This is a genomic window from Lentibacillus saliphilus (genome assembly GCF_019093865.1).
GTDB classification, from domain to species: Bacteria; Bacillota; Bacilli; order Bacillales; family Amphibacillaceae; genus Lentibacillus_B; species Lentibacillus_B saliphilus.
The window spans coordinates 226,776-244,739 of sequence record NZ_JABJXD010000003.1 but is presented as its reverse complement, the minus strand read 5'-3'; the positions used below and the strand labels follow the sequence as shown (position 1 = coordinate 244,739).

At 39.8% G+C, this 17,964-nt stretch carries 18 protein-coding genes and 2 tRNA genes; 16 read left to right on the top strand and 4 right to left on the bottom strand.

The window, feature by feature from the left end:
* Window positions 1-28: 28 nt before the first annotated feature.
* The gene (gene uvrC, locus HPC67_RS07570) at window positions 29-1,807 is read left to right on the top strand and encodes an excinuclease ABC subunit UvrC (protein WP_217586902.1); all 1,779 of its coding nucleotides are present in this window, start codon (window positions 29-31) and stop codon (window positions 1,805-1,807) included.
* Between the two features lie 16 nt (window positions 1,808-1,823).
* On the opposite strand, the gene HPC67_RS07565 is transcribed toward uvrC, so the two are convergent.
* Window positions 1,824-2,264, bottom strand: coding sequence for a YslB family protein (locus HPC67_RS07565; protein ID WP_217586901.1), 441 nt, complete (start codon window positions 2,262-2,264; stop codon window positions 1,824-1,826).
* A 427-nt stretch (window positions 2,265-2,691) separates the two neighbouring features.
* Between HPC67_RS07565 and HPC67_RS07560 the strand changes: the two genes are divergently transcribed.
* The 4 genes from HPC67_RS07560 to HPC67_RS07545 all read left to right on the top strand — a co-directional run bounded on the left by HPC67_RS07560 (window position 2,692) and on the right by HPC67_RS07545 (window position 6,418).
* Entirely contained in the window at window positions 2,692-3,312 is a 621-nt protein-coding gene (locus HPC67_RS07560; RefSeq protein ID WP_217586900.1) for a succinate dehydrogenase cytochrome b558 subunit, read from the top strand.
* Between the two features lie 66 nt (window positions 3,313-3,378).
* The gene (gene sdhA, locus HPC67_RS07555; RefSeq protein ID WP_217586899.1) at window positions 3,379-5,142 is read left to right on the top strand and encodes a succinate dehydrogenase flavoprotein subunit; all 1,764 of its coding nucleotides are present in this window, start codon (window positions 3,379-3,381) and stop codon (window positions 5,140-5,142) included.
* Between the two features lie 2 nt (window positions 5,143-5,144).
* Window positions 5,145-5,909, top strand: a complete 765-nt coding sequence (gene sdhB / locus HPC67_RS07550; protein ID WP_217586898.1) for a succinate dehydrogenase iron-sulfur subunit — start codon at window positions 5,145-5,147, stop codon at window positions 5,907-5,909.
* Between the two features lie 65 nt (window positions 5,910-5,974).
* Window positions 5,975-6,418, top strand: coding sequence for an acyl-CoA thioesterase (locus HPC67_RS07545; protein WP_217586897.1), 444 nt, complete (start codon window positions 5,975-5,977; stop codon window positions 6,416-6,418).
* A 77-nt stretch (window positions 6,419-6,495) separates the two neighbouring features.
* Here the strand turns inward: HPC67_RS07545 and HPC67_RS07540 are convergent, their stop codons facing one another.
* A complete protein-coding gene (locus HPC67_RS07540) occupies window positions 6,496-6,720 on the bottom strand; it encodes a helix-turn-helix domain-containing protein (protein ID WP_217586896.1) in 225 nt (74 codons plus the stop codon).
* A 214-nt stretch (window positions 6,721-6,934) separates the two neighbouring features.
* Between HPC67_RS07540 and HPC67_RS07535 the strand changes: the two genes are divergently transcribed.
* The 9 genes from HPC67_RS07535 (at window position 6,935) to HPC67_RS07495 (ending at window position 13,549) form a co-directional block, all read left to right on the top strand.
* Window positions 6,935-8,458 (top strand): potassium/proton antiporter, encoded by a 1,524-nt coding sequence (locus HPC67_RS07535; protein WP_246569819.1) that lies wholly within the window; start codon window positions 6,935-6,937, stop codon window positions 8,456-8,458.
* An 87-nt stretch (window positions 8,459-8,545) separates the two neighbouring features.
* Window positions 8,546-9,004, top strand: coding sequence for a MarR family winged helix-turn-helix transcriptional regulator (locus HPC67_RS07530; protein WP_217586895.1), 459 nt, complete (start codon window positions 8,546-8,548; stop codon window positions 9,002-9,004).
* A gap of 14 nt (window positions 9,005-9,018) precedes the next feature.
* Window positions 9,019-9,858, top strand: coding sequence for a glutamate racemase (gene racE, locus HPC67_RS07525; protein ID WP_217586894.1), 840 nt, complete (start codon window positions 9,019-9,021; stop codon window positions 9,856-9,858).
* A gap of 115 nt (window positions 9,859-9,973) precedes the next feature.
* Window positions 9,974-11,062: a GerMN domain-containing protein gene (locus HPC67_RS07520; protein ID WP_217586893.1), complete on the top strand. Its 1,089-nt coding sequence runs from the start codon at window positions 9,974-9,976 to the stop codon at window positions 11,060-11,062.
* A gap of 232 nt (window positions 11,063-11,294) precedes the next feature.
* On the top strand, window positions 11,295-12,068 hold the full coding sequence (gene rph, locus HPC67_RS07515) for a ribonuclease PH (protein ID WP_217586892.1): 774 nt from the start codon (window positions 11,295-11,297) through the stop codon (window positions 12,066-12,068).
* The gene (locus tag HPC67_RS07510; protein WP_217586890.1) at window positions 12,065-12,670 is read left to right on the top strand and encodes an XTP/dITP diphosphatase; all 606 of its coding nucleotides are present in this window, start codon (window positions 12,065-12,067) and stop codon (window positions 12,668-12,670) included. The genes rph and HPC67_RS07510 overlap by 4 nt, the downstream gene beginning before the upstream one ends.
* A 17-nt stretch (window positions 12,671-12,687) precedes the next feature.
* Window positions 12,688-13,197, top strand: coding sequence for a metallophosphoesterase family protein (locus HPC67_RS07505; protein WP_217586888.1), 510 nt, complete (start codon window positions 12,688-12,690; stop codon window positions 13,195-13,197).
* 181 nt (window positions 13,198-13,378) lie between these two features.
* Window positions 13,379-13,452: transfer RNA gene (locus HPC67_RS07500), tRNA-Gly, on the top strand.
* 20 nt (window positions 13,453-13,472) lie between these two features.
* A tRNA-Arg gene (locus HPC67_RS07495) sits at window positions 13,473-13,549 on the top strand.
* Between the two features lie 306 nt (window positions 13,550-13,855).
* On the opposite strand, the gene HPC67_RS07490 is transcribed toward HPC67_RS07495, so the two are convergent.
* A complete protein-coding gene (locus HPC67_RS07490) occupies window positions 13,856-14,503 on the bottom strand; it encodes a DUF4352 domain-containing protein (protein ID WP_217586886.1) in 648 nt (215 codons plus the stop codon).
* Between the two features lie 360 nt (window positions 14,504-14,863).
* A complete protein-coding gene (locus HPC67_RS07485) occupies window positions 14,864-15,166 on the bottom strand; it encodes a hypothetical protein (RefSeq protein WP_217586884.1) in 303 nt (100 codons plus the stop codon).
* Between the two features lie 393 nt (window positions 15,167-15,559).
* Here HPC67_RS07485 and HPC67_RS07480 point away from each other — a divergent pair, with 393 nt between their 5' ends.
* Window positions 15,560-16,537, top strand: coding sequence for a tetratricopeptide repeat protein (locus HPC67_RS07480; protein ID WP_217586882.1), 978 nt, complete (start codon window positions 15,560-15,562; stop codon window positions 16,535-16,537).
* Window positions 16,538-16,672: 135 nt separating this feature from the next.
* Window positions 16,673-17,959, top strand: a complete 1,287-nt coding sequence (gene tig / locus HPC67_RS07475; RefSeq protein ID WP_217586880.1) for a trigger factor — start codon at window positions 16,673-16,675, stop codon at window positions 17,957-17,959.
* Window positions 17,960-17,964 lie beyond the last annotated feature (5 nt).

The window sequence follows — 17,964 nt, the reverse complement described above, 5'->3', positions numbered from 1 at the left end:
CTCATCTTTTATAAGGAATGAATATATTATGAATCAAACGATAAAAGATAAATTAGCCGTATTGCCACTTCAACCAGGCTGTTACCTAATGAAAGATAAACACGGGACAGTCATATATGTAGGCAAGTCTAAAAAACTTCGAAATCGCGTCCGGTCTTATTTTACAGGTGCCAATGATCAAAAAACACAACGTCTCGTGCAAGAAATTAAAGACTTCGAATACATTGTCACAAGTACAGAGATCGAAGCACTTATTTTAGAAATGAATTTAATTAAAAAATATGATCCAAAATATAATGTATTACTCAAGGATGACAAAAGCTATCCGTATTTAAAAATTACAGATGAACGACATCCACGTCTTTTAATTACGAGGAACATCAAAAAAGATAAGGGCAAATATTTTGGTCCATATCCAAACGTATTAGCAGCACGTGAGACGAAAAAGCTCCTTGATCGATTATATCCTTTACGCAAATGCAATAATCCACCTGGCCGTCCTTGTTTGTATTATCACATGAATCAATGCTTAGCTTGCAGTCCAAATCCACCAAAGAAAGAAAGCTATGATGCTATTATTAAAGATATATCCTCATTTTTACATGGAGGCTATAAAGGCATCAAACAAAATTTAAAGAAGAAGATGGACACAGCGAGTGAGGCACTTAATTTTGAACGTGCCAAAGAATTACGCGATCAGATTCAACATATAGAAATCGTTATGGAACAGCAGAAAATGACGCTAAATGACCAGAAAGACCGCGATATCTTTGGATACAGTTTCGATAAAGGCTGGATGTGTATTCAAGTCTTTTTCGTCAGACAAGGTAAGCTTATTGAAAGAGATGTAGCAATCTTTCCGTTTTTTGATGATGTCGATGAAGTGTTTTTAAGTTATATAGGACGGTTTTACCTTCATCAGAACCATATTAAACCGCGAGAAATACTTGTGCCGCTCGGTACGAATGTCGACATGTTAGAACAATTGCTTGATGTTCATGTTCATACACCTTATCGCGGTCGTAAAAAAGAGTTGGTTGAACTTGCGATGGAAAACGCGCAGATTGCAATAGAAGAGAAATTTTCGATGATTGAGCGTGATGAGGAGCGTACCATTAAAGCAGTGGAGCAGTTAGGAGAGCATTTGTATATTGAAACACCATTACGAATTGAGGCATTTGATAACTCTAATATTCAAGGCACCGACCCTGTTTCAGCAATGATTGTATTTACGAATGGTCGTCCAGATAAAAAGGAATACCGGAAATTTAAGATTAAAGATGTGAAAGGCCCTGATGACTATGAAACGATGCGTGAAGTTGTTCGTAGACGCTATACGCGGGTTTTAAAGGAACAGCGCCCGTTACCTGACCTGATTGTTGTGGATGGAGGTAAAGGGCAAATGAGTGCAGCAATTGATGTGTTAGAAAATGAACTCGGTTTAGACATTCCTTTGTGTGGTCTTGTTAAAGATGACAAGCATAAAACGAGTGAATTACTTTATGGTATGCCGCCAGAGGTAATCGGATTGGATCGACAATCTCCAGCTTTTTATCTCGTGCAACGCATTCAGGATGAGGTTCATCGCTTTGCAATTACATTTCACAGACAGCTGCGCGGAAAAAATTTAATTCAGTCTGAGCTTGATCATATCCCAGGTGTTGGTCCTAAAAGACGCAGACTGCTATTACAGCATTATAAGACAATTAATGAGATCAAGGCGGCGATGCCTGAGGAACTGATGAAGCTCGGCATTCCTGAACCCGTTGCAAAAGATATACATGATCACCTTAATAAGGTTCAATGATGCTTAAATATCTGTATTAAATATCTGTATAGACGACGGTGAACACGACTTGATGAATTTTTGGATTCACTGATTCTGAACATTCACATGTCCGACCTTTAATCATTCCCAACGTCTCTGATAAAAAACCGGCCTCTAAGCGGAAGTCTGCTTCAAAAGGGGCCTTTAATCGTTGAACGACCGCATCTGACATCAGTGTGAAGATTAATTCTTTACGCTTTTCTTTAACAAAATCTAACCGTCCCCACCCCATCTTTTCAAATAAATAAAATAAGTCGTGCATCGTCTCTGCCTGCAGCTTGCGGGCGAGATTCTTCCCCATAAAATAAAGTAATGTCTCAGCCTCTGTGCCTAGGACGTCAGGTAGACTTATATAGCGGAGGACATCATACCCAGCACCTGTTGTACTGAGCTGATCAAGCTTTGATATGTCTAATCTCGTATGTTTTTTGGCCATTGGTGCCCTCTCCTTTAACGATCAAACGTGTTTCTTGACGCAAGTATGGGTGTTACTGTGTTGCCTTCAAATAAATATATGTTTCCCATAAAATTGCGTATAAAATAAAGCAGACCAAACCGAATAACGGATTGAATGCTGCCACTTTACATTATCCAATGAATAGGTTTGTTATGCAAGCTTATCTTGCTGTTAATTCATCATTTCCCTTTCTTTTTAAAGTGATCGTCATGAAAGAAATCTTAAGTCAATCACTTTATGAAACTAGACTTTTACGCATTGCCCTTTTCTTGACGGTCTGCTAGCTTACAAGTACAATATATGTGTCACAAATTGTACATTGTTTTTCCAAAAAATGTGTTATTCATATATCTTTTTGGGGCATTGTACAGTGAAAATTACAACTTGATGACTGAGGGGGGTAAACATGGCGGAGCAACGCGAGTTTTTTTACAGAAGACTGCATTCACTACTCGGTGTCATTCCGATAGGGATTTTCCTTATCCAGCACTTGATTGTGAATCATTTTGCTGTTTATGGGGAAGACAGTTTTAACAAAGCGGCAGCATTTATGGAAGGCTTGCCGTTCAGAGTCGTTCTGGAAATTTTCGTTATTTTCCTGCCAATATTGTTCCACGCGATCTTAGGGGTTTATATCGTGTTTGTCGCAAAGAACAATCCGGTAAAGTATTCATTTTTTCGAAATTGGATGTTTCTTTTACAGAGACTGACGGGCATTATTACGTTAATTTTTATTGCTTGGCACGTCTGGGAAACAAGGGTTCAAGCGGGTCTTGGAAATGTTGATGTTAATTACAATTTGATGGAAGATATTCTATCCAGTACGTACATGTTTTGGTTTTATATCGTTGGGGTTATATCGACAACATTCCATTTTGCTAATGGACTTTGGAGCTTTTTCGTAACGTGGGGCATTACACAAACGCCGCGATCACAACAAATGACTACATATGCAACGATTGGTGTGTTCTTGGCTTTGAGTTATATTGGCGTAAGGTCACTTATTAAATTTGCTTACGGTATTTAGACAATCACTTTAGAGATTCAGACAGTATATGATTTCTAGAAAGATAATAGGGAGTGAATCATTACTATGAGTAATCGTAAAATTGCTGTTGTTGGCGGAGGGCTCGCTGGTCTCATGGCAACAATCAAAGCAGCAGAGGCAGGCGTTAAGGTTGACCTGTTTTCTGTCGTTCCTGTTAAGCGCTCCCACTCTGTTTGTGCCCAGGGAGGCATTAATGGTGCGGTGAATACGAAAGGTGAAGGCGATTCTCCTTTAATCCATTTTGATGATACAGTTTATGGTGGAGACTTCTTAGCAAACCAACCGCCTGTAAAAGCAATGTGTGAAGCAGCGCCGGGTATTATTCATTTGCTCGAGCGCATGGGTGTTATGTTTAACCGAACACCTGAGGGCCTTTTGGATTTTAGACGGTTCGGTGGAACACAGCATCACAGGACTGCATATGCAGGTGCAACGACAGGACAGCAACTTCTTTATGCATTAGATGAACAAGTAAGGCGCTTCGAGGTAGAAGGTCTCGTGACCAAGTATGAGAGCTGGGAATTTATCGGAGCAATCATTGATGATGATGGCGTGGGCAAAGGAATCGTGGCCCAAGATATCGTGTCTCATGATATTAAATCGTTTCCATCTGATGCAACGATTATTGCGACAGGTGGTCCTGGTATCATTTTTGGGAAATCAACAAACTCTGTTATCAATACAGGCTCTGCTGCTAGCATTTTGTATAAACAAGGGGTCAAATATGCAAATGGCGAATTCATTCAAATTCACCCAACTGCGATTCCAGGGGACGATAAACTGCGCCTCATGAGTGAATCTGCTCGTGGTGAAGGTGGTCGCGTTTGGACATATAAGGACGGGGAACCGTGGTACTTCCTTGAAGAAAAATATCCAGCTTATGGCAACCTTGTGCCACGTGACATTGCCACACGAGAAATTTTCGATGTGTGTGTGAATCAGAAGCTCGGTATTAACGGAGAGAATATGGTTTATCTCGATTTGTCTCATAAAGATCCAAAGGAATTGGATATTAAACTTGGTGGTATTATCGAAATTTATGAGAAATTTGTTGGTGAAGATCCACGTAAAGTACCGATGAAAATTTTCCCTGCTGTACATTATTCAATGGGTGGCTTATGGGTCGATTATAATCAGATGACGAACATTCCTGGTATTTTTGCAGCTGGTGAATGTGATTATTCACAGCATGGTGCGAATCGTCTTGGTGCAAACTCACTGCTTTCAGCGATTTATGGCGGCTCGGTTGCAGGACCGAAAGCGATTGAATACATTGATGGTCTTGAAAAGCATGTTGAGGATTTGTCACCTAAATTGTTTGAAGATCGTGAACAAGAAGAGAAAGATAAATTTGAAGAATTAATGAAGATGGATGGCGGCGAAAACGCTTATGCCTTACATCAAGAGCTCGGCGAGTGGATGACTGATAATGTGACAGTTGTTCGTAACAATGAAAAGTTATTACAGACAGATGAAAAGCTACAAGAATTGTTAGAACGCTGGAACAATATAAGCATGGATGACACATCACGCTGGAGTAATCACGGTGTTATGTTTACCCGTCAGTTAGAAGGTATGATACACCTGGCTCGTGTGATCACACAAGGGGCATACAACCGTAATGAAAGCCGTGGTGCACACTATAAGCCTGAGTTCCCTGAGCGTAATGACGAAGAATGGCTCAAGACGACGATTGCCACTTTTGATAAAGAAAAACAGGCGCCTGTTTTTACGTATGAAGATGTGGATGTGTCGCTTATCGAGCCACGGAAACGTGATTACACGAAAAAAAGCGAAGGGAGTAAATAATCATGTCGAATGCGGCTAAAACAGTGACGTTTATCATAACGCGACAGGATGGCCCAGACGCTGCTCCTTACGAAGAGACATTTAATGTGCCTTATCGCCCTAATATGAATGTGATATCTGGATTAATGGAAATACGTAAAAATCCAGTTAATGCCAATGGGGAACGTACAACCCCAGTACAATGGGATATGAACTGTCTCGAAGAAGTATGTGGTGCCTGTTCCATGGTCATTAACGGCACAGCCCGTCAGTCATGTGCGGCACTTGTCGATCAACTCGAGCAGCCTATAAGGCTTGAACCAATGTCAACATTTCCGGTCGTACGTGACCTTGTGATCGATCGTGAGCGTATGTTTGATGCGATGAAGCAGGTGAAGGCATGGATTCCAATTGACGGCACGCATGATCTGGGACCAGGTCCACGTATGCCTGAAAAGCAACGTCAATGGGCATATGAGCTATCAAAATGTATGACATGTGGTGTTTGTGTCGAAGCGTGTCCGAATGTAAATGATAAATCAAATTTTATTGGTCCGTTTGCACTTTCGTTACCGCGGTTGTATAATGCGCACCCAACAGGTGCCATGAACGCGAGTGAACGTTTAGAAGGGCTAATGGGTGACGGCGGTATTCAGGGGTGTGGCAACTCACAAAACTGTGTTCAGGTTTGTCCAAAAGGCATTCCATTGACGACATCCATAGCAGCTATGAACCGGGCAACCACAATACAGTCATTTAAAAATTTCTTTGGTAGTGACAGTTTATAATACAAACATGATGATCCTGGCTATTCATTTGGTCAGGGTCATTTTAAAAAGGATGGAATGTTCACTTGAAATCAATTGCTTATATCGAAAATATGGCCACTTGGCGTGAGGAATTTTCGTTTTCAATCCCCATCAAGATTCGCTTCTCTGAGACCGATATGTTCGGGCATGTCAATAATGTATCCGCATTCACATACTTTGAAGAGGCGAGAATTGAATTTCTAAAATCTCTAAATCTCTTTTCTAAAGAAACTGAGCAGAATGGGGTTCCGGTTGTTGCTGATTTGCAATGTGATTATCATAAGCAGATGTATTTTGATGATCGGATCAATGTGTATGTTAAGGCTCACCAGGTAGGGACGACGTCAGTTGATCTTCATTACATGGCAATAAATGCGGTAGATGCCATTTGCTTGACGGGGAGGGGTAGACTTGTTTATGTCAATCGCCATACAGGTAAGCCCGTTCCATTAAACGATGATGTGAAACGTCTGTTAATGAAAGGCTAATAAAAGGGAAATGACCCTTTAAATATGTTGTTCAAAAAAAGAACCGGCTTTCCTTGTTATGGAAAGCCGGTCACACGTTAAAGCTTGAGTTCACCCATTCGGATAAGCTCTATCACAGCTTGTGAACGCCCCTTGACACCCAGCTTTTGTATGGCATTGGAAATATGGTTACGAACAGTTTTCTCTGATATAAACAATTCCTGGGCAATGTCCTTTGTTGTATTATCTTGTACCAGGAGCTCGAATACTTCTTTTTCACGTTTGGTTAGTAGCTGCTTCGGTTTGTACGTGTTGTCCTCCAAATGTTAACCCCTCCTTGCTGACATAGAACCGCATGTTTGAGGGACATTATTTAGTCACTAATAGCGTATGTAATCAGAGCTTATCGGGTGCGCACAATTCAGCTAATCTAGGCTACCATTTGAAGCGTCAATTTATAAAGATGTCTCTTTGTCACGGGTTTGCTATACTTGACATAGAGGACAGTCAGTTAATCACTGTTAGACAACCCATAGATTGGAGGACAGCACCATACAAGAATTAATACAATCAAATCAAATTATCCTTTTATTTGCGTTGTTATTAATCGTTAGTGTTATTATTACAAAATTTTCTTCGCGACTCGGTGTGCCGACCCTGGTTTTGTTTATACTCGTCGGAATGATCACAGGAAGTGACGGTCTTGACATTATTTACTTCGATAATGCGGCGGTTGCTCAACTGATCGGTGTTTTTGCACTCGTGATTATTTTGTTTGAGGGCGGGCTACAAACAAAATGGTCACACGTTAAACCAGTCCTACCAGCAGCAACGATTATGGCAACACTTGGTGTTTTTACAACGAGTGCAGTTGTCGCTGTTGCTGCTAAATTTATTTTAGATTTTACATGGCTTGAGGGATTTCTTGTAGGAGCCATTATTGGTTCAACAGATGCTGCGGCAGTATTTTCGGTCTTAAAGGATAAAAATATACAAATTAAAATGAAGTCAACGTTAGAAGCAGAATCCGGTTCGAATGATCCTATGGCAATGTTTTTAACGATATCCGTCATTCAACTGTTGACGAATGACCAGGCAGGGATCGGTTCTTTAATAGCCTTTTTCTTTTGGCAGATGGGGATGGGGCTTTTTCTCGGCCTTGTGATTGGTAAATTAGGGAGTAAGGCGATTAATGTGATCAACCTTGATTCGAGCGGCTTATATCCGTTGTTTGCGATCGCTTTTTCCTTTTTAACATATGGAATCACATCTTTATTTGATGCGAGTGGTCTCCTTGCCGTTTATATCGCTGGTATCATGATTGGGAATGCTGAGGACTTGACGTACCGTTATTCAGTCGTTAGCTTTTCAGGAGGCTTTGCTTGGATGGCTCAAATCATCATGTTCGTCATCCTTGGATTATTCGTGTTTCCTCATAACTTATTTACACTCACGAATGTGTTAAGTGGTTTAATCATATCGCTTGTTCTTATGTTTGTTGCACGTCCTATTGCTGTATTTACCAATTTAATCAAGTCCCGTTACACAGTAAAAGAGAAACTGTTCTTGTCATGGGCAGGGCTTCGGGGAGCGGTGCCAATTGTCTTGGCGATTTTTCCTATGCTCGCTAATCTTGAGAATAGTCAAGTGATCTTCAACATTGTTTTTTTCGTTGTACTTACGTCAACCCTCGTTCAAGGATCAACAATTACTTATGTGGCGGATAGACTTGGTCTTGAAGAAAAGAAAGTTTCTAAGCCGTTACATTCGCTTGAACTCATATCCATTGGTAAAGCGAACGTCGAGATGGTAGAATATCATGTGTCACAGCATAATAGGATTGTTGGTCAATCTCTTGAGCATTTAGTTCTCCCCGAAAATTCCCTCATTAATGCCATTATTAGGAAGGGAAATATTATTACACCAAATGGCCAGACAGTGATTGAACAACAAGATGTTCTTTATATACTCGTATCACGCAAAAGTAAGAAGCATTTAAAAAAGCTTTTAGAAGAAGAACGTCGTTCGTTAGAAGACATACAAGGGAACAAAAACGTATAAAGAGTGGTTTTGTAGCATTTTTCGACAATGCTTTCTTGAAATATGATACACTACCCCTATCTCCAAAACACATAGGGAGGCGGCAGTATGACCGATCGAACAGAACATGTTCCAATAGAAGAGCTCGAGAAGAAACTCCGGTATATTGCCGGGGCAATAAAACTAAATGGAAGAAAAATCTTAAATCATTACCCGATTACTGCACCACAGTTTGCTGCTCTTCAGTGGCTCATTGATGATGAAGATTTAACGATAGGTGCGTTGTCTAAAAAAATTGGACTTGCGTTCAGTACAACGACAGACCTAGTGGATCGTATGGAAAATAATGGGCTCGTGAAACGGTTACGAGATGAAAAGGATCGACGCGTTGTCCGTATTCAAGTTCAGGAAAAAGGAAAAGTGATTATTAAAGAAGTGATCAAAAAACGCCAAGCCTATTTAGGTGAAGTGATGCAATCATTTGCGGATACGGACATATCAGCGTTAAATGATTTGCTTGGTGATTTATATGAACAGATGAATCTTAAACGTAACGATATCGAGTAAAAGAGGCGATGACAGTGCAGCGTGCGATAGGGGTCATTGATTCGGGTATCGGCGGTCTCACTGTGGCACAGGAGCTTATGAGACAGTTGCCAAATGAACGGATTATTTATCTTGGTGACACCGCGAGATGCCCTTATGGGCCGAGAGAACCTCATGAAATACAAACATTCACACGGCAAATGGCTGCATTCTTGATGGAGAAAAAAATTAAAATGCTTGTAATTGCCTGTAACACAGCAACAGCTTTTACATTAGATATTCTACAGGAAGAATTGCCGATACCTGTTTTAGGTGTTATTCAACCTGGTGCAAGGGCAGCGATTAAAACAGCAAGAACGAATCGTGTTGCTGTTATTGGTACAGAAGGAACGATAGCGAGTGGTGCTTATGCGCAAACGTTGCAAACGATTAAACCGTCATTGCACGTTGAGTCGCTTGCTTGTCCGGAATTTGTACCTCTAGTAGAAAAAGGTTTGTTGTCAGGTGCTACAACCGAAAAAATTGTTAAGAAGACTTTACGCCCCTTACAGGAAAGGGGTCGTTTTGATACATTGATTTTAGGCTGTACACATTATCCGCTATTAAAGCCTATCATCCAAGATGTAATGGGTGACGATGTCGCCATTATTTCGTCGAGTGAGGAGACAGCGCGCGAGACGAGCGTGCTTTTATCACTTAATCATTTATTGAATGAAGAAACAGTTAATATTCAGCATCAATTTTATACGACCGGTCATTCTGATGTATTTGCAAAGCTTGTACACATCGTATTTGCAGCAACAGAATTAGAGATGTCTGCAATTTCATCTATCCAACGAGCGATCATTGATCAAGAAACTGATTCAGGCGAATGATAGGGGGTTTCCTCTTGTCGCCTGATATTTTTATGATGAATAATAAGAATTAGGTCTAAAATCTCCATAGGCTCGTATACATGGTAGTACAAACCATCGTAGGAGGTTAATAGACATGAAGATGCGTGACATAATGTTGGTGGCTATATTGTTTGTGATTGCCATCTTTGTAACAGGGTGTTTTCAAGGGGAGCAGACGTCAGAAGAAATCGATCCACCCCCTCAATCAGAAGCAGTTGAAGGTCAAAATGTAAACGGAACAGATGAATCCGACCAAGGAGAACAACAGTCAAAGGAATCGAATCAGGCAGGCAGCCAAACAGAAACAGTTGCACGTCAATTGTACTTGATTGATAGCAACGGAATGGTGGCACCACAAACTTTAGACATCCCATTACCGGAATCAAAAGAGGTAGCAGCACAGGCTTTGGAATATCTTGTTATGGATGGTCCGGTTAGCGCACTTCTACCAAATGGGTTCAGGGCTGTATTACCACCAGGAACAGAAATTCTTGGTTTGAATTTGCAAGAAGACGGTACAATGATTGTGGATGTATCGGAGGATTTTAAAGAATACAACGGTGAGAGTGAACTGCAAATATTACAAGCGATGACGTATACACTTACAGAGTTTGATGGTGTTGATAGGGTTCAGTTATGGATTGAGGGCGAAGAGCAAGAAGAAATGCCTGTTAATGGCACACCTATTCTGGATGGCTATTCAAGAGCGAATGGCATTAATATTATGCCGTTAGCAGCAGGTGATATTATGAACCAGGAAGCTGTAACAGTATACTTTCCAGCTGTGCACCATGAAACACAATACTTCGTTCCGGTGACTCAGCATGTTGAAGGAAATCAAGATAATATGTTTGAGGCCGTTGTAAATGCTGTGCTACAAGGACCAAACTATGAATCGAATTTAAGACATGTTTTTAACATGGAGACGGCACTTTTGAATGAACCAACGTTAAAAGATGGCGTGCTGCAGTTAGAATTTAATCAGGCGATTTTAAAAAACAGAGAAGCAGGAATCATATCTGATGACGTGATGGAAACGCTCGTCAGGTCTTTAACGGAGCACCAAGGCGTCAAATCTGTTGACGTAAAAGTGGATCAGATCGATCAAATTGTGAATGAGAATGGAGACGTCTATAAAGAGCCTGTTAACAAGAATATGTTCGTACCGAAAGATAAATTGTAAGCGGCCTAAGCGGCTCATTCCAATAAAGCTACACAAAACATGGGGAAAATGACTTATCGTATGCGCGGTGTTTCGTTAAAAGCATCGGCTTCGTTAAAGTATTTTTCCTTACTTTTTTGTCGAGGCATTAGCGCATTAATTAGGTGTTTTTTAGCATGTGTATGACATGTATGAACATGACACTTTAGCTAAAAATATGTTAAGCTATTTGTTGCGAGGAGGAAATAAACGAATGAGACATGAAGCACGAAATGTAACACATTTAAGACCAATAAAAATGACCCCACATTTTGTTAAGCATCCTGAAGGATCAGTTTTAATAGAAGTAGGCGATACGAAAGTCATTTGTAACGTCAGTATAGAAGAGCGGGTTCCGCCCTTTTTACGCGGTTCTGGCAAAGGGTGGATTACTGCTGAATATGCGATGCTGCCCCGTGCAACAGATCAGCGTAACATAAGGGAATCTTCGAAAGGAAAAGTGAGTGGTCGGACGATGGAAATTCAACGGTTGATTGGCCGGGCACTCCGTTCAGTAGTAGATTTGGAGAAGTTTGGAGAACGAACACTATGGATTGATTGTGATGTTATCCAGGCTGACGGTGGTACACGAACAGCCTCTATTACAGGTGCGTTTGTTGCGGTTGTTCTTGCTTTTGGAACACTCTTGGAAAAAAAATCAATTAAAAAAATGCCTGTAAAGGACTTTCTAGCAGCGATATCTGTCGGCGTCCTACCTGATGGAACGGAAATTCTTGACCTTGAATATGCGGAGGATTCGATCGCTGCAGTCGATATGAATGTCGTGATGACAGGTAAAGGCGAATTTGTAGAAATACAAGGTACAGGTGAAGAAGCGACGTTTACGCATGCCCAGCTACAAAACATGCTTGCACTGGCAGATCAAGGTATCGAGCAATTAATCGAAAAACAGAAAGCCATTCTCGGACCTCTCGCTGATCGGGTTGGAGAAATCGCAGACAAACAGGATGGTGTAGATACAGAATGAAACAGATTGTCGTCGCTACAAAAAATGCAGGCAAAGCAGTAGAGTTCAAAGACTTCTTTAAAACGTTTGGAATTGAAGCTGTTTCACTTTTAGATATTGAAGGACCGGTTGATGATATTGAGGAAACGGGTCACACGTTTGAAGAAAACGCAGCGATTAAAGCAGAAGCAATAGCCAATTTATTGGGTCAAACAGTTATTGCTGATGATTCAGGTCTCGAAATTGACGCACTTGATGGCAGACCGGGCATTTATTCAGCGCGCTATGCTGGAGAATCGAGCACTGATGCGGAGAATGTCGAGAAAGCTTTAAAAGAGCTTGATCAAATCCCCGCAGAGGAACGTGGTGCTAGATTTGTGTGCGTTTTAGCAGTGGCAACACCGGGCAAGGAAACGGTTTATCGAACAGGCTTTTGTGAAGGACATATTAATCGAGAGCCTAAAGGCGAGAATGGTTTTGGCTATGACCCGATTTTTGTGCCATCAGGCTATGCGAAAACAATGGCTGAGTTGTCCAAAGCGGAAAAAAATGCAATTAGCCATCGAAAACATGCCTTTGATCAGTTAAAGGATTGGATTATGTCAGTTCAAGCAGAGTTGTAAAAAAAGCGGGTGAGTGTATGAACGTTTTAATTGTGAGTGACTCCCACGGATTAACGACCGAATTAGAAGACATTAAACAGCGCCATCACTGTTCGACGATGATACATTGTGGCGATACAGAGCTTGGTATGGATGCTGAACAATTAGAAGGTTTTATAAAGGTTGGGGGCAATTGTGATTTTGATGCGCGATACCCACTTGATCATACAGTGGATATAGGTGGTCTCACCTTTTACATTACACATGGCCATTTACATCGAGTTAATTCTGGTTTACTCCCTTTAGCTTATAAATCTCAGGAAAAATCTGCACAGATTGTATGCTACGGACATACCCATGTAGCCGGTGCTGAAATGGTCGGCAATCAGTTGTTTATTAATCCAGGTAGCATAAAACAACCGAGACGCCATCCAGATAAGACGTATGCCATTATGAGATGGGATACGCCCAAAGACATATACATTGATTTTTATCACATGGACGGTACACTACATCAACACCTTTCCACACGTGTTACGTTTAATTAAAAAGAGCGTGTGGAAGGTGTGGTGCCTGGCGCTTGTCGAAGTGGGTTACATGTTTGTAAAAAACAGAGAGAAGTTCCAGGCACCATACAATACAACCAGTGAAAAAACTATAAAATGGTGTTGACATTATATGCAATGCGACGTATAATAATTCTTGTCCGTTAAAACGATAGCAAATTTTGCGGGTGTAGTTTAATGGTAAAACCTCAGCCTTCCAAGCTGATGACGAGGGTTCGATTCCCTTCACCCGCTCCATTACTGTTTTACATATTTATGTCCCAGTAGCTCAGCTGGATAGAGCAACAGCCTTCTAAGCTGTGGGTCGCAGGTTCGAATCCTGCCTGGGACGCCATTACATAACAGTTTAACCTTTGATATGACAAGGGTTTTGACAGATAAGGGATGCTAACGCAGATTAGAACACTGTGGGAGCATCTTTTTTTATATCTACAATATTTCTGCAAAGTTCTACTGCCTCTAACTAGAATGACTAAAATTGGTAGTCTGAGATTTTGGATAGTTTTACCTATGGCTACAACAATGGGGTTCTAACAAAGGTTATTTAAGGGGAGGAGGAACGCTCGCCCCTACCCCAACATTTGACGTAGAATAAAAAAACAACACAAAAGTTAAGGGTTTTGTGTTGTTTTTATGGTGATTATTTTAATTGAATTTCAAAATCTAATTTTTCTCCTACATCTTCAAAGCTTTCCGTTCCATGTGGTGCAGAAAATACCATGCGAATGGATTCAACATCTTCGGCTTTTGAATTTTCTAGAACATAGAAGAATGTATCATTAGCTTTAGTTCCAGACATTAAATCTCCATCAATATGTCCGCTTAAAAACATGTTTGGATCAAGTTGTTCGCCAGTGTTAGTAGAAATCTTTCCTTGACCAGCATAGAAAGTGATGTCATCTTCTGAAGTGTTTTCTACAGAAATATCAACTTGTATATATTCAAGTTGATCCGTTTCTAAAATTGATGCCATCTCTTCTACTAATTCACCTGATGCAGTAACTACTTTATTAATTGTTAATACAATTGGACCTGTTTTATGAGTTTGTGGTTCTTCAAACTTTGTGTGAGCTGTAAATGTACCAGCTTCATTTTCGATAACATCTGGAGAAGTATTCCCTTCATTTTCTGGTTCTGTTTCTTCCTCAGCGACATTTTCGTTCTCACTAGAGCCAGATTGATCTTCAGTATTATCTGAAGTGTCATTGCTCGAGGAATCATCAGAACCACATGCGGCTAATACAACAACAAATGTTAATGACAATAGCAATAATAAAAGTTTTTTCATTTTAAAACCTCCTAAGAATAAAATTTTTTATATGTTAATAGAAATTAACAACCAAATTAGATCAGCGATAAAAATAAGATTAATAGATTACGTCTATTTTGTTAGCTTTTTTTTCTATGTATTTTCCACTTTCGTACTTAGAAATTGTTCAATGCTAATAGATCACTCGATAAGCGAATTATTTCTTAATTTTTAAATTTATCGCTGAAAGTGTTCGTGTAAACGTGTAGCTGGCCTAAATAAAACATTACTTGAACTCGATAAAATTAACAAATAAAACGATGTCCTATATGACCCAATTAATGCAATTATTTACCAAAAACATAAATTAAAGAGTGCAAAATAATGATTAAACGCGCCTTATCTTGTACTTTCGATACTTTTTTTCTCTTTTCTTCTATACTTAAAAGCCATCCATGTCGTTTTTAAAGATGAGTAGGTTCCTACTGCTGCAGCACCGTAAAAAGCACCCATAAAAAGACCCGCCCATAAATCATGCCGGTGACTAATGAAAATAGAGAAAGCAAAACCAAAAATACTAGCTATAGTAGGGAAATATTGTCTTGGAATTGGTAGCAATTTTAGACATTGCGTCAAGATTACAATAACTGGTACGGCAATGACACCATCCCAGAAATTGGTATGTATTGTTGGAAATTCCATTATATGAAGTCTCCTTTCATTAGATAAAACCCTTCACGATATTATTGTTTTTCTTTGTGATCATATTCTTGAGTTTTAATATTCAATTTCTTTAAATCGATGTGAACACCGAAATAGATTTCACACTTATGTCCCTTAGACAAACCTCAACGCTATGGGAGAATGAAAGACCTTCTAAAGAAAAATCAATAGGTGTTCTTTAAAAAATGATAGGATTAATTTATAATGAAGAGGTGCATTTAACAACATCTTCACACATACATAAGGTTTGAAGGTTTATACGCCTGCAAAGACGTCACACTTAAGGAGCCTATATAACAATATGGGTTTCTTTTTTTCAATAGGAATGGAAAGTCACAAAAGTGCCCAATATAATAGAGATGAGGTGAGGACATGACAGACCAACATAGCAACGTTATTCTGTTTCCTAAGCTACAAGCCACACTGGAACAAGAAAGTTTAGTAGCTTTAACAGATAAAAATTATAGTGAAGCTCTAGAAAAGCTGAATCAACTTATCGAACATGACATTAAGCACCATGACATTATGATGAGTAAGCTTATCTGCTTAATGGAGTTGGATCGAATTGAAGAAGCAGAACAGCTTTGTGAAATACTCATGGGAAAACGAGATGCGCACTATTACGAGTATGTTCATATTTACCTTACGATTTTATTTCAAAGCGCTCAGTATGATGTTTTGATTGAAATAGTAGATGAGGAGCTGGGTCAAAAAGAAAAGGTGCCTTCTCCATTTAAAGACCAATTCAAACAGCTGCAGCAATTGAGTCAACATATGAGGGAAGAACTCATTATCGAACATGCAGCAAAGCTCATGAGAGACTTACATAAAGCCCATCAACATCAGCACCATCATCAGCAATGGTTAATTATTGAGGAGCTTCAGCGAATTGGCGCACCCCCTAGACAAAATATTGACCATTATTTAACAGATGATTCGGTTCATCCAATGGTAAAAACGTCCCTATTTAAATGGTATAGAGACCGAGGGGTGAATCAACCAGTAAATGTCCACAAATTAGGCTTGTCAGGTGAATTCACACCAATGAACGTTCCACGTATCGAAAATCATGTGACGATAAAAGAAACAAGGGCACGATTGAACGAGATGGATCAAAGCAACCCGACAATGTTTCAACAACTGCATACATTGTTACTTAGATTCGCCTATGTGAGGTATCCTTTAATCCCTGATGAGGATCAAGCACCAGCACTTGCGGAAGCACTTATCTCTATTGGCAATAACCTATTATCCATACATAATGAAACAGATGAGCATCAAATGGTTTCTCGCTATGTTGAAGAATTGAATTTATGTGACGGATTATACTTGTCAATTATAGATGCATAATGCCTAATCGTGTGTAAATGCTTGAAAGGGCCAACAATTATGTTATAATGTAATGGTTGTAAATTTGAATTGAGAGCGATCTTAACGTAAATCAATGTGTAAACACTGAAATAATAGATTTTTGGAGGTAATTCTATGTCAGCAAAATGGGAAAAACAAGAAGGTAATGAAGGTATACTTACGTTTGAAGTCGAGGCTGAGCAATTCGACAAAGGTCTAGATCAAGCGTTTAAAAAGGTTGTTAAGGATGTCCAAATTCCAGGCTTTAGAAAAGGCCGTATTCCACGTATGATTTTTGAAAATCGTTTTGGAGTTGAATCACTTTATCAGGATGCTGTTGATATTCTTCTTCCAGAAGCATATTCAAAGGCAGTAGATGAAGCTGGTATTGAACCTGTTGATCAGCCAGAAATTGACATTGAACAAATTGAAAAAGGTAAAGACGTAATTTTCACAGCTAAAGTAACGGTTAAGCCTGAAGTGAAGCTCGGTGAGTATAAAGGTCTTGAAGTTGAAGCTGAAGACACAACAGTGACGGATGAAGATGTTGAAGCAGAGCTTAAAGCATTACAAGAACAACATGCTGAACTCGTTGTAAAAGAAGAAGGTCAGATTGAAAAAGGCGATACAGCCGTTATCGACTTTGAAGGCTTTATCGATGGTGAAGCATTTGAAGGTGGAAAAGGCGAAGATCATCCACTTGAAATTGGATCTGGTCAATTTATTCCAGGCTTCGAGGATGAATTAATCGGTAAAGACATTGACGCTGAAACAGAAGTTAATGTTACTTTCCCTGAAGATTACCATGCAGAGGAATTCGCTGGTAAAGACGCAACGTTCAAAGTAAAAGTTCATGAAGTCAAAGCAAAAGAATTGCCTGAGCTTGATGATGAATTTGCAAAAGATGTCGACGATGACATTGAAACGCTAGATGCATTACGTGCAAAGAAAAAAGAAGAATTACAATCTCAGAGAGACCAAGATGCAGACAACAAAAAGCGTCAAACGCTCGTTGAAAAAGCATCAGACAACGCTGAAGTTGACATTCCTGAAGCGATGGTTGATACTGAAACAGATCGTATGGTCCAGGAATTCGAACAACAGCTTCAAATGCAAGGCATGACCAAAGAAATGTATTTCCAATTCTCCGGTCAAGACGAAGCTGCGCTTAAAGAGCAAATGAAAGGCGATGCAGAAAAGCGTGTTAAAACAAACTTAACACTTGAAGCAATTGCGGTTGCCGAAAACGTTGAAGCAAGTGAAGAAGACGTTAATGAAGAACTTGAGCGTATGTCATCAATGTACAACATTGAAATTGACCAATTAAAACAAATGCTTGGTGGAAATGCCAATGCCATTAAAGAAGACTTGAAACTAAAGAAAGCAATTGACTTCCTCGTAGAACATAGCAAAACGGTTTAATTTTG

What these genes read in the sequence shown, in the direction of transcription:
- uvrC (WP_217586902.1), top strand. Translation starts at nt 29, where the DNA reads ATGAATCAAACGATAAAAGATAAATTAGCCGTATTGCCACTTCAACCA.
- HPC67_RS07565 (WP_217586901.1), bottom strand. Translation starts at nt 2,264, where the DNA reads ATGGCCAAAAAACATACGAGATTAGACATATCAAAGCTTGATCAGCTC.
- HPC67_RS07560 (WP_217586900.1), top strand. Translation starts at nt 2,692, where the DNA reads ATGGCGGAGCAACGCGAGTTTTTTTACAGAAGACTGCATTCACTACTC.
- sdhA (WP_217586899.1), top strand. Translation starts at nt 3,379, where the DNA reads ATGAGTAATCGTAAAATTGCTGTTGTTGGCGGAGGGCTCGCTGGTCTC.
- sdhB (WP_217586898.1), top strand. Translation starts at nt 5,145, where the DNA reads ATGTCGAATGCGGCTAAAACAGTGACGTTTATCATAACGCGACAGGAT.
- HPC67_RS07530 (WP_217586895.1), top strand. Translation starts at nt 8,546, where the DNA reads ATGACCGATCGAACAGAACATGTTCCAATAGAAGAGCTCGAGAAGAAA.
- HPC67_RS07520 (WP_217586893.1), top strand. Translation starts at nt 9,974, where the DNA reads ATGAAGATGCGTGACATAATGTTGGTGGCTATATTGTTTGTGATTGCC.
- rph (WP_217586892.1), top strand. Translation starts at nt 11,295, where the DNA reads ATGAGACATGAAGCACGAAATGTAACACATTTAAGACCAATAAAAATG.
- HPC67_RS07510 (WP_217586890.1), top strand. Translation starts at nt 12,065, where the DNA reads ATGAAACAGATTGTCGTCGCTACAAAAAATGCAGGCAAAGCAGTAGAG.
- HPC67_RS07505 (WP_217586888.1), top strand. Translation starts at nt 12,688, where the DNA reads ATGAACGTTTTAATTGTGAGTGACTCCCACGGATTAACGACCGAATTA.
- HPC67_RS07490 (WP_217586886.1), bottom strand. Translation starts at nt 14,503, where the DNA reads ATGAAAAAACTTTTATTATTGCTATTGTCATTAACATTTGTTGTTGTA.
- HPC67_RS07485 (WP_217586884.1), bottom strand. Translation starts at nt 15,166, where the DNA reads ATGGAATTTCCAACAATACATACCAATTTCTGGGATGGTGTCATTGCC.
- HPC67_RS07480 (WP_217586882.1), top strand. Translation starts at nt 15,560, where the DNA reads ATGACAGACCAACATAGCAACGTTATTCTGTTTCCTAAGCTACAAGCC.
- tig (WP_217586880.1), top strand. Translation starts at nt 16,673, where the DNA reads ATGTCAGCAAAATGGGAAAAACAAGAAGGTAATGAAGGTATACTTACG.